Origin of the sequence: Borborobacter xinjiangensis, assembly GCF_047739745.1 — a bacterium.
Lineage (GTDB): Bacteria > Pseudomonadota > Alphaproteobacteria > Rhizobiales > Rhizobiaceae > Pseudaminobacter.
In genome coordinates this window covers 96,813-112,374 of sequence record NZ_JBLLVA010000009.1, presented here as the reverse complement: position 1 = coordinate 112,374, position 15,562 = coordinate 96,813, and the positions used below count along the sequence as shown (strand labels likewise).

Sequence of the window (15,562 nt, the reverse complement as noted above, 5' to 3'; positions counted from 1 at the left end):
ATGCGCCTGCGCCGCCTCGACCTCACCCGGTACGGGAAGTTCACCGACCGCAGCATCGATTTCGGCGAGCGGGTCGAAGGACAACCGGACCTGCACGTCATCTACGGGCCGAACGAGGCGGGCAAATCGACGGCGTTCGCGGCATTTCTCGACCTGCTGTTCGGGATCGGCGCGCAGAGCCCGTTCGATTTCCTCCATCCCTATTCCGCCATGCGGATCGGCGGAGCGCTGGAGTTCGGCACCGAAACGAGGGAGTTCGCGCGCATCAAGCGGCCGCAGAACAGTCTGCTTGACGCCGAGGACCGGCCGATCGCCGAAAGCGCCATCCGCGGCGAGCTCGGCGGCATCGAGCGCGACGCCTATCGCACTATGTTCTCGCTCGACGATGAGACGCTCGAAAAGGGTGGCGAAAGCATCCTGGCGAGCAAGGGCGATCTCGGGCAATTGCTGTTCTCCGCCAGCGCCGGTCTCGCGCATCTCAGCCACAAGCTCCTCGACCTGAGGGGAGAAGCGGACGGATTCTACCGGTATCGCGCGCGCAGCGGCGCGCTTGCGGACCTCAAGGCGCGGCTCACGGAACTGAAGGCGGAGCGGGAGCGCTTCGACACCCTGGCGTCGGACCATGCGCGGCTCGTCGAGACTCGGGACCGGGCCAGGGCGCACTATGATGAGGCGGTTACCGAGCGCACCCGCACCCAGTCGCGCATGGACGAGATCCAGCGCCATCTCGCAGCGCTGCCGCGACTTGCGGCGCTGCGCGGCATACGCGAGCGCCTTGCTCCCCTTGCGGACGTCCCCGAGGCCCCGCCCGGCTGGGCGAGCGAGCTGTCGAGGCTTCAGAAACAGGAGATCGAACTCGGCGTCCAGACCCAGTCGATCGCCGAAGACGTCCGTCGACTCGCGGATGAAGTCGAAGCGATCGTCGTGGACGAGGCCGCCCTGCGGCTTTGCGAAGCGGTGGAGCGGCTTGGCGAACTCCGAGCGCGCCATGTGACGGCGGAGCGGGACATTCCCGAGAGGCGTTTGCAACTTCGGCAGGCGGACCTCGCTATCTCGGCAATCCTCCAGCGGATCGAGCGGGAAGGGGAGGTCGAGCCCCGCCGCCTCATCCTGACGGCGGCGACGGCCGGCCGTCTGCGCGAACTGATCGAAGCTCGCTCCGGCATCGACGCCGCGATACATACCGCTGCCGCGGAACTCATCGAGGCGCGCCGTCGGCTCGACGAAACCGCGGCCCGGCTGCCGGAGCCCGGCGTGGATCCGCAGGCTTCGCAAGAGCGTGAGCGGTCGATGGCGGCGCTGGTGATAACCGTCGAGCAGACGCGTTCCGCCGATCACCATGTGCGGCATCGCCTGGCCGATCGGGCCCGCGCCGCCGCTGTCGAGGCGCTCGCCGACCGCCTGAAGGCGCTGCGCCCCTGGCAAGGCACGGCGGATGATCTCGTCGTCCTGCCGTGCCCCGGCCCCGACAGCATGCGGCGCTGGAAGGCGGCGCGGGGCGAGGCTGAGGCCATGCTGGCCCGGCATCAGAGCGAGACCGAACGGCTGACGACACTGGTCCGCCACCTGGAGGCAGAGCGCGCTAGCCTTTCGTCCACGACGGGCGTCGTGACGGATCAGGAGGCCGCCGAGATCCGGGCCCACCGCGAGCAGGCCTGGGCCGCGCATCGGCGCGATCTCGATGCCGCGTCGGCCGATGCCTTCGAGGCCGTGCTGCGCCATGACGACATCATCGGCGCCGGGCGGTTCTCGCACATGTCCGAGCTAGCGAAGCTGCACCAGAACGGGCAGGCGCTCGCCGTCGCGCGAGCCGATCTAGACCGGGCCGTCGAGCTCAGGGACCGTGCGGCTGCTGCCCTGGATGGTCTCGATGCCGAGGTGGCCGAGGCAGTTCACGCAATCGCGCCTTCGCTCGCTTCTGCACCATCCCTGCCGGCGATCGAGGACTGGCTTGCCCGCCGGGAAAACGCCCTCGACGCGCGCGAGGCGGTCCGGACCGCCGACCAGGATCTTCGCGCCGCGCAGCTGGATGCCGCTGCGGCGACGGAGCGGCTGCGCGCTGCGCTCGGCCGGGCTGGCCTGCCCCGGGAGCCCGATGCGGGCTTTGATGCGCTGCTCGCCTATGCCCAGGCAGCAGTCGACCGCGAGGCCGAGCTGCGCCGCCTGCGTGCCGAGCTGGACGAGCGCCGGCGCGACGTCGCGTTGCGGGAGCGTGCGGCCGAGAAGGCAGGAGCGGGCGAGGGGGCCTGGACCGAGGCATGGTCCACGACTTGCCGCGGCTGCTGGCTCGCCGATACCGCCGAGGTGCCGACCATCGGCGTCGTTCGCGAGATCCTCGTGGCGATTGTCGACCTCGCGCCGGCGATCGAGAAGCGGGCAGGCCTCGTCGACCGCATCGAGAAGATGGAGAAAGACCAGGCCGCGTTTCGCGACGAGGTGGCGAGCCTCGCGGGCGGGTTGGGGATCCCGGTCGGAACCGGGCCGGTTATCGAATTGGCGCAGCGCATCGCCGAGAAGGTCAGGGAAGCCGGTACCGAGCGCGACAGGCGCGCGAAGCTGCTCGAACGACTGGAACAGGCGAGGGGGCGGCAGCGCGCGCTTGCCGATACGTCGGCGATCCACGACGAGCAGAAGCACCGGATGACCGCGTTCTTCGAGGTCGTGTCTCTGGCTGAGGTGTCGGATAAGCTTTCTGACATCGCGCGGCGGGCCGAGTTCAGTGTACAGGCCGAGGATGCCGGCCGTGAGATCCTCGACGCGGTGCGCGCGCCTGATCTCCAGAGCGCCGAAGCTGCCCTCGATGCGGCGGATCGGCCGGCGCTGGAAGCGGAGCTGATCGAGCTCAGAGCCCGGTTCGAGGACCAGGACAAGCGTTGTCACGAGCTCTTTGCGACGCGCTCGGCCGCTATCGACCAGGTGGAGGCGATCGGGGGTGACGCCCGGGTTGCCGGCATCGATGAGCGCCGACGTACGACATTGCTCGAAATCGAGGATGGAGCGGTGCGCTGTCTGCAGCTACGCGCAGGTATCGCTGCAACGGAGCAGGCACTCGCCACCTATCGCGAGCGCCATCGCAGCTCCATGATGGCGCGGGCCTCGGCGGCGTTCTGCACCATCAGCCGCGGCGCCTATACGGGTCTGGCCGCCCAGCCCGGAAAGGACGGCGAGACGCTCATCGCGCTTTCTGCGACTGGGGGTTCGAAGGCTGCCGCGGAGCTGTCGAAAGGCACCCGATTCCAACTCTATCTGGCGCTGCGTGTCGCGGGATACTACGAGTTCGTGCGGGCACGCAGCGCCGTGCCGTTCGTCGCCGACGACATCATGGAGACCTTCGACGATTTTCGGGCGGAGGAGGCGTTCCGCCTGTTCGCGGACATGGCGCAAGCCGGACAGGTGATCTACCTCACACACCATCTCCATTTGTGCGACATCGTTCGCAAGGTGTCCCCAACCGCACGTTTGCACATGATCGACGACGTCCCGGCACAACGTCAAATCGCCTGACGGAGCGTTTCGGACGTTTCCGTCACTTGGCAGCCAGGCATGAGAATGCGACTGTTTCAATAAGAGTGGAGCTGCCGATCAGCAGCCGGCCGGGATGTTGGTTCCCGACGCTTCCGGTTTGAGCCGCGCCAGCATGGCCCCGCGAAAGCCGTGATAATGAACAATGTCATTGCGCATCAGCTCGCCGAGCTCCAGGACCGGATCGGCGGTAGCACCCCCAACGGGAGTGCTGACTGGCGCGATGGTTGTCTGATTTCAGGGAGACTATGAACAAGAGACTATTGTATTGCTGTCGCTCCCTGCATTCTTTGTGCTGTCGATCGTCAATGTGGGAGCCGGCGGCCTCCCTCTATGGCCGTCGCCAGGTCGCATGATCTGGAAATAGGCGGCGAACAGCGCGGATCGGCCGGCGACAGGTGGGGAGCGCTTCCGTCGTGGCGAACGTTGGTGCGCGTCCAGGAAATCCGCAAAGCGCGCGATCATGGGCTCATGGCCGCCCGCGGCCACGATCATCCAGCGACGGTATGCCCCGGCGGCGTCCATGTCGTTCACAAGCCAGTCAGGAGTTTTTGCTGCGAGCGCTTCGAAGCAGCGAATGCGCGCGGCGGTCGACAGGTTCGTGAGTGTTCTCCCCGACCGGACCTCGGCGGCTATCGGCATGCGCTGCACGCGCGTGACGGCGTCACTCGTTTTCGTCGAGCTCTTGACCGCCTCCACCCTGCATATGTCTGCGATCGCGCGTTCCAGCTGACGTGCGGCCGCATTGACCTTGGCCTTCGGAGCAGCGCGCAGGTCGAACCCGCATCGTGCGCAAATATGCTGCGGAAGGAGTTCGCCGTGGTCGAAGGCCGCGACGCCGGCGCGGCAGGCCGGGCATCGATCCCGAAGCCCGCAGCCATGCACAAAGCATGACACGCGCGATGCCAGCCTCCACTGCCGCCGAAAATACGGCGCCTCGTCCGTTGCAAGGCATTGGGGGCAATACTGCATCCAGGTCGAACGGTTCCTGTGTGCGCTGTCGCGCAGCGGCAGCAGGAGCGTGGCCATCGAACAGCCGCTAATCATCATTGCCGAGATCGCCCCCTGCGGAACGCTTGTCTCATCGGCAAGCACCCCTGCGACGTGACGCGGTAGCTGAAGATCTAGGCGCGGCGACCACATCCTCTCGTCGAGCCCGAAGACACCCGCGAACGACCGCGGCGCGATGCCGTTCGCGAGCGCAAGACGGTGTAGCCAGCTCGACAGGAGTTCGTCCGCGAGCGGGTCGACGGAGACCGGCCAACAGTCCCGTGCGACATCACCATATCGCTCGCGGATTTCGATCGCGAAGTCGGCCCGTGCGGTATCAACCCTCAAAGCAGGTCATCGCGAACCGGCGCCCGGCGGCGCTTCGAGACCGGGACGTAGCTCAGCGCCTCGATGTTCGATTTCGTGATCCGATCCTCGCCTGATCTCACAGCGGTCGTGGCCGCCGCAGTAACGATCGCCACGACCTCACCGATCAGTCCTTCGGAGAGCTGGAAGATCCTTCGCGCTAGCGTTTCATCCGACAGATCGGAGGCGCGGGCGAGCGGCAAGGCGCTCTCAAGGCTGTCAAGCAGCGCAAGAAACTCCTCGCCATATTGCCAACGCGGCACGGCGTGAAGATCAAACCGGGTCGCCATTTCAGCGGTCTGATTCACGAAGTCATAGACGGCGACCTCGCCGATCAGAACCGGCGAGATGTCGAACTGGCGGCCGATCCTCCGTAGGAAGGCAAGCACGGCCTCAACGTCGCGTGCACGGCCGCGGAGAGCATTGTGAAACTCATCGAAAATCAGAATCCTGGGCTTCAGCCTCTCGAGCAGATGATCGACCTGCTCGGCTTTGCGACCCACATCCCGGCTGCTGCCCGTCGGTGCTCGCAACGCCTGCAGGATACTGCCGTAGAAATGTGCAAGGCCCGCGCCCTCGCGCGTCTGCACCACCCACACCCGCTGCTGTTCGGCTGTTCTCAAATGTCCGACGGCGAAGCGTTCGGCGATCATGGTCTTGCCGTTGGCGTATGGTCCGACGAGCATCAGTCCTCGGGTCCGCAGCGATGGCGGCCGCGACAGAAGCTCGGCAAGACGTTCGTGCGCTATGAGCGCCACCTGATGTCCGATCCACCGAGGCACCTGGATGTAGGCGATCCGCTCTTCCGTGCTGCGGTCAAGGTACGGGCGAACGTGATCAAGCAGATGGTCCGCCACGTCACCAATCCTCTACCGGCAGGCGGCGCTTTGGGCGAACGGGATGGTCGGCAGGCACCGGCGTTGCCGGCCGCATCGCGTCGTAGGGCTTGGGCGCGTCTGCCGCGTGAGATTTGCGCACGGCATTGCGCAGATCTGCCTTGGACGGCTTCGGTCCGCCTGCGATCTCAGCTATTTGGCGGCGCAGCATCACCTTCTCCACGTCCGTTCGTGCATTCGCGGTGCGTCGCGACAGCCGATCAGCCTCGTGCTCCCACAACGTCATCGGCGCAAGCATGCCGTCGCGCCGCTCCACCGATCGAAACTCCCGGGTCTCGGGGTCGCGGGCATAGACGTGGCTGATATCGCGTGGATCGTATCGAAGCTCGAGCTTTCCTAGCCGATCCCGCTGCGGAACCAACTCGCTCAACCAGGGTGAATAATAATCGAGTGCGAACATACTAACGCCCTGCGGCGAGATGCGTCGTCCCGTTCCGGGCATGAATGCCAGCAGGACCCGCATGGGATCATCGTCGAAGCGTGCAAGTTCATGTGCCTGCCGATCCCATTCTGATGCCGGTACCCTCAGGGTTCTGGCATTTTGCTGCAGGTTGTGGTCGATCACCGCGAGCGCGACGCATCGCTCGAGATCGGCGAAGCTGAGACGCGCCAGGCGCTCCGCGGGATATTGGTCGCGGTCCGCCACGGATCGGCCCGTCGAGCCAGGCTGCGTTGCAAGAACGCCGTTGAGCTTTCCGAGCAGCCTTTCCACCACGCCACCCTGATGCACGCGGCCGCGATCCCGGTAGCGGATACGAACGCCGTAGTCCTCGCACCCGCGCTGAAAGGCATTCTCTTTGAACTCCTTGGCGGAGTCGGTGACCAGCACTCGCGGTCGACCGAACATGGGCCACCCATGCTCGATGCCGCGCGCAACCAGCCATTCGTCCTTCGGGCACATTGCCTGCGCCAGGCACAAGGCGACCGACAGCGCCGACGGCTTTTCGAGCGTGAGGCAGAATCCCAGTATGCAGCGCGTCGCCACGTCGGTGACGATCGTCAGATAGGCCCGGCCGACGAACGTTCCGCCGCCTTCGACAACCTCTACGAAATTGATGTCGGTCGGCGTGTGATCGATCTGGCAGACATCCAGCGGGTACGCCGCGTGGATGTACCCGGGCCTGGCCCTGAGCCGATGGAGATGTTTCGGGTTCGCGGATCGCTTCTTTGCGATTTCCTCTGCGCTAAACAGGGCGGGTATCCGACGAGCGACAGTTAGATAGGACGGAGGAGTGAGGCCCGCCTCCTCGCAGCGGGCGCGGATCTCGGCCACGACCGGAGCAAGGGGTGGAGCCTCCAGCACCAACCACTGCTCTCGCAGTGTCGTCGCGATGATCCCCTCAATGTCCTGCGGGAGCCGCTTCTTCCGGGTCCTGTCTCCGCCGGGCAAGAGCGACGTCACCGTGCGATCGACACGGTACCGTGCCAGCAGATTGTAGACCTGTCGCGTCGAAAGGCGCAGCTCGGCGGCCGCGCGTGCGATTGCCGTCCGCCGGGAACCCGAGCCGTCCAGAATCCTGTCGAGTTCGCGCGCAACGTAGCGCGCCGTCGCCCATGCTTCTTCGGAATGTGACGCAGCAGGCGCCGGTTTCAGGCTGTGCAATCGGTTCGGCAAAGCGAGTGGTCAGTGAAATCATTAGCGAAAAATCGTGGTCTTCGTAGCGACCAATCCTAAACAACACATGACGTTCTCACGATTGAAATCGGGAAGTGAAAGCGACACAGAGGATCAATTGGCGCGCCTCGATGAGGCGGTGCGCCGGAACCCAGCCGGACAGGGCTACATCGAGCGAGGGCATTTCTTCGATGCTGCGGCCAGCATGTGGGTGGCCGGAGAACTTGTCCATGTCGAGGACCTCGTTCTGCACGACGCCCACATGGATATTCGAACTCCGACCCACGAGCTGACCATTGCGCATGCCATCCTGCGATCGCGGCCCGGATCGCGGCCGCCGACGCAGCTTGGTCGATCGGCGAAGCTGGCATGGCCGCTCTGACAGGCGCGACGTCAGCGATGGTCGAGGCGGTCAGTCATGCCGTCGTCGAGCGGGGAGGGGAGGAGGCTGAGGAACTGGGCGAGACGGAGTCCAATCCCTTAGCCGTTGAGTTTGCGCATATCGATGCCGTCCTCGAGCGGTCGCAACGGCTGATGGAAAAGTTCGTCACGGGCAGCACCGTTGCCGTACCGGAACGTCCGGTTCTGGCCGTGGGCGACCTTGTGATCCGAGACTCAGAGTGGGGCGAAACTGAACGACTATCGCTTTGGCGAAATGTCCTGAAGGCCGTGGAAGCTTTCCCACCGGGATTGGCTGCTGCACTGCTCTTTGATGCCTGGGAAACCCTCGATCCGATGCAGCGGCAACACTGGCTCGGCGGACAGCTTGTGAGCGCCTATCTGCGATCGCGCGGCAAGGTGGTGTCTCACCTGCCGACGTTTAATGTTGGGCTGAAGTCGATCCCGCGGGAGCGGCGTCGAGCAGGGGCTCGGACGATGCGGCTGTTGGCCTTCCTCGAGGCGATGTCGGGCATGGCTGACGCGGGCATGAAGGAGATTGCCCGTCTCTCACAGGCGCGGGAGTTGATGGAGCGTCGGCTCCGCGGCCGACGCTCATCAAGCAATTTGCCCGTCACCGTCTCCCTTGTGCTGTCCCGGCCAATCATATCGGCGGCAATGGTGGCAAAGGCAGCGGGGGTGACCCCAAGAGGGGCGCTTAACCTGATCGGCGAGCTAGGTCTGCGCGAAATGACGGGAAGAGGCCGATATCGGGCTTGGGGAATTCTCTAACCGTCGAAATAGACCATCCTACTGCCGGGTCGTATTCCGACCAGTCCCCTATACTTGGCGCTAGACGCAGCCCTTGAGTGTCAGAAAAAGATGTGCTATTTTCTGACATATGAAAACCGTTACCACATCGGTCCCACACCAGATCATGAGGCGCGCCCGCGCTGGCGGGCGTGGCGGCGTCTTCACGCCCAGTGATTTCCTGGACGTGGGCGGACGCGCGGCAGTCGACCAGGCTCTCTCACGACTGGCTAAGAGCGGGAAGCTTCGGCGCCTGGCGCGGGGCTTGTACGACTTCCCGAAGGTTCATCCGCAACTTGGTCCCCTTGCGCCTACACCTGACGATGTCGCACAAGCATTAGCGCGGGAGACTGGATCCCAGGTACAGATCGCCGGTGCGCGCGCGGCGAATGCGCTTGGTCTCTCCGCTCAGGTTCCGGCAAAGAGTACCTATCTAACCGATGGCCCGTCCCGCCGTGTCGTATTGGGCAAGCGCGTGGTCGATCTGCGTCACGCCTCGCCCAAGCATCTGATTGCTCCGGGCAGCGCCGTTGGCACGGTCGTACAGGCCCTTCGCCACTTGGGAGCCGTACGTGCCGCCGACGTTGCGCAGATCGCGGGGCGTCGCCTGTCGGCCAGCGACAAGAAGACGCTCGCATCCACTGTGGTCCAAGCCCCCGCATGGATGCGGCCGACGCTCGTTTCGATCGCCAACACTACGTCGGGTGGGATCGATGGATAAGGTCGCTCTTCTTCCCGCCGACGATAGGGCAGCTCTCTTTGGCGAGACCGGCGCTGGCCGAGGGGTCGCCAATACGATCATTGAAAAGGACTTCTGGGTCTGCTGGACCTTGAAGCGGCTTTTCGGCCTGCGGGAGAAGGACGCTGCCACCCTCGTCTTCAAGGGCGGCACGTCCCTTTCCAAGGCCTTCGGCGCCATCCGCCGCTTTTCCGAAGATATCGACCTGTCTTTCGATCGAGCGGACCTCGGCTACACAGGTGATCGCGATCCCGAGAAGGAGGGCATCAGCAAGAAAAAAGCCGATAAACTCATCGGGGCGCTGGTGAGCGATGTCGAGCAGCATATTGCCGAGAAGTTACTTCCAGCTCTCCGCGCCACGATCGTCCAGCAACTCGGCGAACCGACCAAAGGCGAGTGGTCGCTGGAGATCGACGCCAACGACGCACAGACGGTGAACTTCCACTATCCGACCGTGTTGCCCACCTCCGAATATGAAGGCATGGCCTACATCACTCCACGAGTGAAGCTCGAACTCGGCGCGCGCGGGGATCCATGGCCCACCGAGGAGAAGGTCATTCGCCCCTACGCGGCGGAGGACTATCCCAACTTCTTCGAAGACCCTGACAGCGTTGTGACCGTTCTCTCGGCGCAACGGACCTTTTGGGAAAAGGCCACCGCGTTGCATGCGGAGGCACATCGTCCCAAAGAAACGGCGACACCGCAGTATTTCTCGCGGCACTATTACGACCTCGCCATGCTTCTCGACGCCGACGAGGGCAAGGCCGCCGCCAAGGATTTCGACCTTCTGGCAACGGTGGCAAAGCATAAAGCGACCTTCTTCCGGTCGGGCTGGGCCAGCTATGGCACCGCGCGGCCGGGCACGATGCGACTGATGCCAAGCGTGGCGCGGATCAAGGACCTGCGCGCCGACTATCGGGCCATGGCGCCGATGATGTTCGATGAGAGCCCGCCCGCTTTCGATGACATACTTGCAAAAATTGAGAAGCTCCAAGAAACAATCAATAGCTAGCACTTAGCCATAAGCTGCGGAGGGGAAGTTCATTAGCTCTATACGATCCATCGAACTGCGTCTCGTAGATGACCTCGTCGACTTCGTTCGAGGGCCTGGCTTTGTGCTGGACTTCTCCGACGCCAGCTTCTCGGACTTTTTCGCCTCGGAGATCAAGGCCAGCATCGACGATCCGAAATATGCGGTAAATGGGGGATCAAAGGGCAAGCGCCTCCGCTTCTTCCTGCAGAACTGCGACGACGCCACTGCGGTCCGCACGCTCTCAGCGCTCTGGGAGCACCGCTCGGAATATCTCGCCCGTACTGGCAGCAAGGATCCTGTCGTCAATGCCCAAGCCCTCTATCAAGGGATGATCGACCGGATTTCGGGCGGTGCCGCTGCACAACCAGCAGCACGCAGCGCTGCTGGCGGCGAAGTGGACCGGCAGAAGATCGCGAAGATCAAATCGAACCTCTTGCAGGTCACGTTGCTCGCTCCACATGCTCGCGGCTATGCGTTCGAGGTCTTTCTCAAGGATCTGTTCAACGCGTTCGGCCTGGTCGCCCAGGAGCCTTTCCGGCTCCGGGGCGAACAGATCGACGGCAGCTTTCTGCTTGCAAGCGACATTTACTTGCTCGAGGCCAAGTGGCACGGCCAGCCCATCGGCGTCGCCGAGCTTCATACCTTCCATGGCAAGATTGAGCAAAAGGCAGCCTGGACCCGGGGCCTCTTCGTCAGCAACAGCGGATTCACCGATGACGGACTTGTCGCCTTCGGGCGCGGCAAGCGCGTCATCTGCATGGATGGTCTTGACCTCTACGAGATGCTGGAGCGAGAAATTCCGCTTACCCAGGTTCTCGAACGGAAGGTTCGCCGAGCCGCCGAGACCGGCTCCGCCTTCGTTCGCGTCCCCGATCTCTTTCTTCACTGACCGGGAGGTAGAGCGTGGCGCAGTTCAATGATTGGTGCATTTCGGTCGACGAGCCCATCGGGAACCATTTCCGTCAGGTGATGACCGGGCAGGCCGCGAGCTTCGCCACGGGGATCCAGGCAACGGCGGCCATCGTGCCGGGGCATTATGCATCAGAGGAGCAGGTGGCGCGCGCGCTCGCGCGTCTTGGGAAGCCGGCCTCGGCAGCGCTGATAGACGGTAAACTCCCGACCACCAAAGCGATCCGCTCCGGTGATCTCGGCGAGATATTCGCAACGGAATGGATCGATGCCCACAGCGGCGGGTACCGCGCGCCGATCAAACGCTTGCGCTGGAAGGATCATCGCAACATGGCAATGCGTGGTGAGGACGTCATCGGCATCCTGCAGGATGCCGCCACCGAGCGCTTGCATTTCCTGAAGACCGAGGCCAAGAGCCGCGTGGCGCTTACCACTCAGGTCCTTACCGACGCCCGGGCGGGCTTGGACAAGGATGGCGGGCTGCCGTCCGCTCACGCGCTGTCCTTCATCTCGGCACGCCTGCTGGAGCTGGACAATCTACCGCTAGCCGACGCGATCGATGACGCGTTGCTCAAGCACGGCATTCCCCAGCAGAACGTCAAACATCTGCTTTTCACGTTTTCCGGCAACGCGCCAGATGCCCTGCTAACCGCCTCTCTCCAGGCCTACCCGGGACCCATCAACCAGTGGGGTATAGGCCTGCGTGTGGAGGGACACGCCGCCTTTATCGGCGCGGTCTATGATCGAGTGATCGCCGATGCCAACAACGCCTGAAGCAATCGCGGCTGACATTACAGAAGCGGCGACTGCCGGCTTTCGCGGCCGTCTCATCGCACGCGGTCAGGCGCGAGCTATCATCTGGCGGGACGGCGCGCTTCCGCTGGACGCGCCAGCCTTTGCGCCGCAACTCAGCTACGACTTGCACTCCTATGGTTACGCCCTTCTCGGGCTTGGCCTTCGTCTTCGTGAGCTTGGCGGCGACGCCGCACAGGCGCGCATCGCCTTCGAACAGGCTGCCACGGCCCTTGAGGCGGCGATCGCCAAAGGCGACCGCCTGGAGGCCGATCGCGATTTCCATTTTGTAATGGCGGCCGCAAGCTATCATCTCGCGCATCTCTCTGCCCGCGCCTATTCTCTGCTTGCGATCGTTGAAGCCGACGAGAATTTCTCGCCTGTCGAACGCAGCCTCACTCGGTTGATGCGGCGGAACTTCAACGATCTCCGCGCCGGCGTCCTTAACTATCGGGTTTCAGGCGAAGGAAGCGACGCGGGGATCGCCGCCGCCATCCAGGCCACCCTCGATGAGCTCGAGGGCGCAGCCGACCCGGTTGACGGCGGCAACGAGTTCCTCTTCGAAGGCCTCGACACGGCGCTTACTGACGCCTTCATGGCGTCCATGTCCCTGTTTCTTCTCGCTCTGGAACGCGGCGAGCGCGCCCTGCTCGACCAGGCGCTGGAGCGGCTCCGCGTGAGCCTTTCCATCTGCAGCGAGATGAACATGCTGCCGCAGTGGTGGGCCCATCGCATCGCGCTCCACCTCTTGTCGGATCTCTGGTCGAATACCTTCCACGAAAAGGTGCCACTTCAGCCCGCCGGCGGCGAGGCGGCCGACTGGCCTCGCCTCCGTGAACTGTTCATCGCCCTATTGCAACGGCGCCCGAGGGCCGAGGTCGATCTGTGGCCGTCGCAGATCGAGGCGGCGACCCGCGCGGTTGACCAGTCCGACGACTTGGTGGTCTCACTTCCGACAAGTGCCGGCAAGACACGGATCGCCGAGCTGTGCATCCTGCGCTGCCTCGCCGGCGGCAGGCGCGTGGTCTTCATCACGCCGCTTCGCGCGCTGTCGGCGCAGACGGAAACAATCCTGCAGAGGACTTTTGGTCCACTCGGTAAGACGATCTCGGCCCTCTACGGTAGCATCGGGGTAAGCGGCTTCGATGAAGACGCGATCCGGGAACGCGACATTGTCGTCGCAACGCCGGAAAAGCTCGACTTCGCGCTACGCAACGATCCGTCCCTTCTCGATGATGTTGGCCTGCTCGTCTTCGACGAAGGCCACATGATCGGGCTCAATGAGCGCGAGGTCCGCTACGAGGTGCAGATCCAGCGCCTGCTCCGCCGACCCGACGCCCACACCCGCCGGATCGTGTGCCTCTCGGCCATACTCCCCGACGGAGACCAGCTCGACGACTTCGCCGGATGGCTGCGACGAGATCATCCGGGGGGCCTCATCAAACACGACTGGCGGCCGACGCGGCTGCGTTTCGGCGAGGTTGTCTGGACGTCCCCAAACGCGCGGTTGAACCTGCGCATCGGCGACGAACGGCCTTGGGTTCAGCGGTTCCTCACAGGAACGGCGCCGCCGAACTGGGTGCCACCAAAGCGTCGCAGAACCCGGCTCTTCCCCGACGACCAGCGCGAGCTCTGCCTGGCTACGGCCTGGCGGCTGATTGAAGATGGGCAAACTGTCCTTATTTTCTGTCCCCAGCGACGCAGTGTGGAACCATTCGCAGACGTGATTGTCGATCTCCACGAGCGCGGCGCCTTGAGTTCCTTGCTTGAGGCTGATCCTGCGGTGCTCAACACCGCGATCGCGCTGGGCGAAGAATGGCTCGGCCCGAATAGCGCCATCCTGAAATGCCTCCGCCTTGGCGTAGCGTTGCACCACGGGGCGCTGCCCACGGCGTATCGTAAGGAGGTTGAGCGGCTGCTGCGCGATAACGTCCTCAAGGTCACGATCTCGTCGCCAACTCTGGCGCAGGGTCTCAACCTCTCGGCGACGGCGGTGGTGATGCATTCCCTCCACCGCTCCGGCGAACGGATCGAAATTTCCGAGTTCAAGAACGTTATCGGGCGAGCCGGACGCGCCTATGTCGACGTGGAAGGCATCGTGCTCTTTCCGATGTTTGACGAGATCGCGAAGAAGCGTCGCAATTGGGAAGCTCTGATCAGCGATCTCGGCGCGCGCAATATGGAGAGCGGCCTTGTTCAACTGATCGCAGCTTTGCTGTCGCGCATGCGCGCTCGCATCGGTGGCGACCTCGATCAACTCGTCGAATATGTCGTCAACAATGCCGCCGCGTGGACCTTTCCCGAGATCGCAAACGAAAAGCCCGAGGACCGCGAGCGCGCGCTTGCCGATTGGGAGCGCCATGTCGCAACGCTCGACACAGCCATCCTCAGCCTCATCGGTGAAAATGACATTCCTGACGAGGGCATCGAGGCCGCGCTGGACGACATCCTACAATCCTCGCTCTGGCACAGACGCTTGCTGCGTCAGAACGAGCAGGTGCAGCAGGTTCTGAAGGCCGGCCTCGTGTCCCGCGGCCGACTTATCTGGAGCCAATCGACGGCAGCGCGCCGGCGAGGCTATTTCCTTGCCGGAGTCGGACTGACGACGGGGCATGCGCTGGACGCCATCGCGGCGGATGCGAACCTCCTGCTCATTCAAGCCAATGGCGGGATCCTCGAGGGCGATGCGGAGGCGGCAATTGCGGCGATTACGGGGTTGGCGGCGCGCGTCTTCGCCTTCTACCCCTTCATCCCTGATCCCATGCCGGCGAATTGGCGCGCCATCCTGCGCGCCTGGCTCCTCGGCCAGCCTCTTGCCGCCATCGCAGCCGGTCAGGAGTCGGAGACGCTGCAGTTCATCGAGGGAGGCCTGGTCTATCGTCTTCCCTGGGCCATGGAAGCGATCCGCGTCCGTGCGGCCGCGAACGGCGATACGGTTGGCGTCTTTGATCTCGCGCTCGAAGACCATGAGCTCGGTCTTGCCGTTCCCGCCGTCGAGACCGGAACGTTAAATCGATCTGCCTCCATTTTGATCCAGGCGGGTTTCAACTCAAGGCTCGCGGCTATCAAGGCCGTCACCGACACCGGCGCGGCCTTCCAAACGGGTCAGGAGCTCCGGCAATGGCTCAACTCGGAAGCCGTCGCGGCGTGGAGCGCACAGGCCGATTGGCCGACGGCCGAGACGAAGGCGATGTGGACGGAATTCACGCAAAGCTTCACGCCCCCGGAAAACCGCACCTGGGCGGACCGTCGATACTGGACGAACGTGTCATGGCTTGGCGTCCCCCCGCAGCCAGGAACGCCCGTACAGCTTCACCGTTGGTCCGATCAGCCACGAGTACTCTCGGCCGATGGTGTCCTGCTCGGGACGGTACAGGCCGCGCTCAATCCAGCGCGGGTGGGATTGGTGCGCGCCCAGGTGGCTCAAGACGTCACCCGGATCGATATCAGCTATCTTGGGCCGGCCGACCTGTCCGCGGAGTAATGCCGTTAAGGAGGTGCCAGGCGATGAT

The 15,562-nt window shown here is 64.0% G+C and carries 9 protein-coding genes and 1 pseudogene; 7 read left to right on the top strand and 3 right to left on the bottom strand.

Going from position 1 to position 15,562, the window contains the following annotated elements; translation table 11 throughout:
- Positions 1-3,504, top strand: coding sequence for an AAA family ATPase (locus ACLKMW_RS12190; protein WP_368804625.1), 3,504 nt, complete (start codon positions 1-3; stop codon positions 3,502-3,504).
- A gap of 264 nt (positions 3,505-3,768) precedes the next feature.
- On the opposite strand, the gene ACLKMW_RS12185 is transcribed toward ACLKMW_RS12190, so the two are convergent.
- The 3 genes from ACLKMW_RS12185 to ACLKMW_RS12175 are packed head-to-tail and all read right to left on the bottom strand — an operon-like array spanning position 3,769 to position 7,389.
- Positions 3,769-4,860 (bottom strand): TniQ family protein, encoded by a 1,092-nt coding sequence (locus tag ACLKMW_RS12185; protein ID WP_368804626.1) that lies wholly within the window; start codon positions 4,858-4,860, stop codon positions 3,769-3,771.
- Positions 4,857-5,735, bottom strand: a complete 879-nt coding sequence (locus ACLKMW_RS12180; protein ID WP_368804627.1) for a TniB family NTP-binding protein — start codon at positions 5,733-5,735, stop codon at positions 4,857-4,859. Before ACLKMW_RS12180 ends, ACLKMW_RS12185 begins: the two co-directional genes overlap by 4 nt.
- A 1-nt stretch (position 5,736) precedes the next feature.
- Positions 5,737-7,389: a transposase gene (locus ACLKMW_RS12175; protein WP_415724733.1), complete on the bottom strand. Its 1,653-nt coding sequence runs from the start codon at positions 7,387-7,389 to the stop codon at positions 5,737-5,739.
- 67 nt (positions 7,390-7,456) lie between these two features.
- On the opposite strand from ACLKMW_RS12175, the pseudogene ACLKMW_RS12170 reads away from it, so the two are divergent.
- From ACLKMW_RS12170 to ACLKMW_RS12145, 6 genes and pseudogenes are all read left to right on the top strand, one after another.
- A pseudogene (locus ACLKMW_RS12170) lies at positions 7,457-8,559 on the top strand (RHE_PE00001 family protein).
- Positions 8,560-8,704: 145 nt separating this feature from the next.
- The gene (locus ACLKMW_RS12165) at positions 8,705-9,298 is read left to right on the top strand and encodes a DUF6088 family protein (RefSeq protein WP_415724732.1); all 594 of its coding nucleotides are present in this window, start codon (positions 8,705-8,707) and stop codon (positions 9,296-9,298) included.
- The gene (locus tag ACLKMW_RS12160; protein ID WP_415724731.1) at positions 9,291-10,328 is read left to right on the top strand and encodes a nucleotidyl transferase AbiEii/AbiGii toxin family protein; all 1,038 of its coding nucleotides are present in this window, start codon (positions 9,291-9,293) and stop codon (positions 10,326-10,328) included. The genes ACLKMW_RS12165 and ACLKMW_RS12160 overlap by 8 nt, the downstream gene beginning before the upstream one ends.
- Before the next feature lie 103 nt (positions 10,329-10,431).
- Positions 10,432-11,238 carry a restriction endonuclease gene (locus ACLKMW_RS12155; protein WP_415724730.1) on the top strand — a complete coding sequence of 269 codons (807 nt, stop codon included), beginning with the start codon at positions 10,432-10,434 and terminating at the stop codon, positions 11,236-11,238.
- A 14-nt stretch (positions 11,239-11,252) separates the two neighbouring features.
- Positions 11,253-12,032 carry a Hachiman antiphage defense system protein HamA gene (locus ACLKMW_RS12150; protein ID WP_415724729.1) on the top strand — a complete coding sequence of 260 codons (780 nt, stop codon included), beginning with the start codon at positions 11,253-11,255 and terminating at the stop codon, positions 12,030-12,032.
- Positions 12,016-15,534 (top strand): DEAD/DEAH box helicase, encoded by a 3,519-nt coding sequence (locus tag ACLKMW_RS12145; RefSeq protein WP_415724728.1) that lies wholly within the window; start codon positions 12,016-12,018, stop codon positions 15,532-15,534. The genes ACLKMW_RS12150 and ACLKMW_RS12145 overlap by 17 nt, the downstream gene beginning before the upstream one ends.
- Positions 15,535-15,562: the final 28 nt, after the last annotated feature.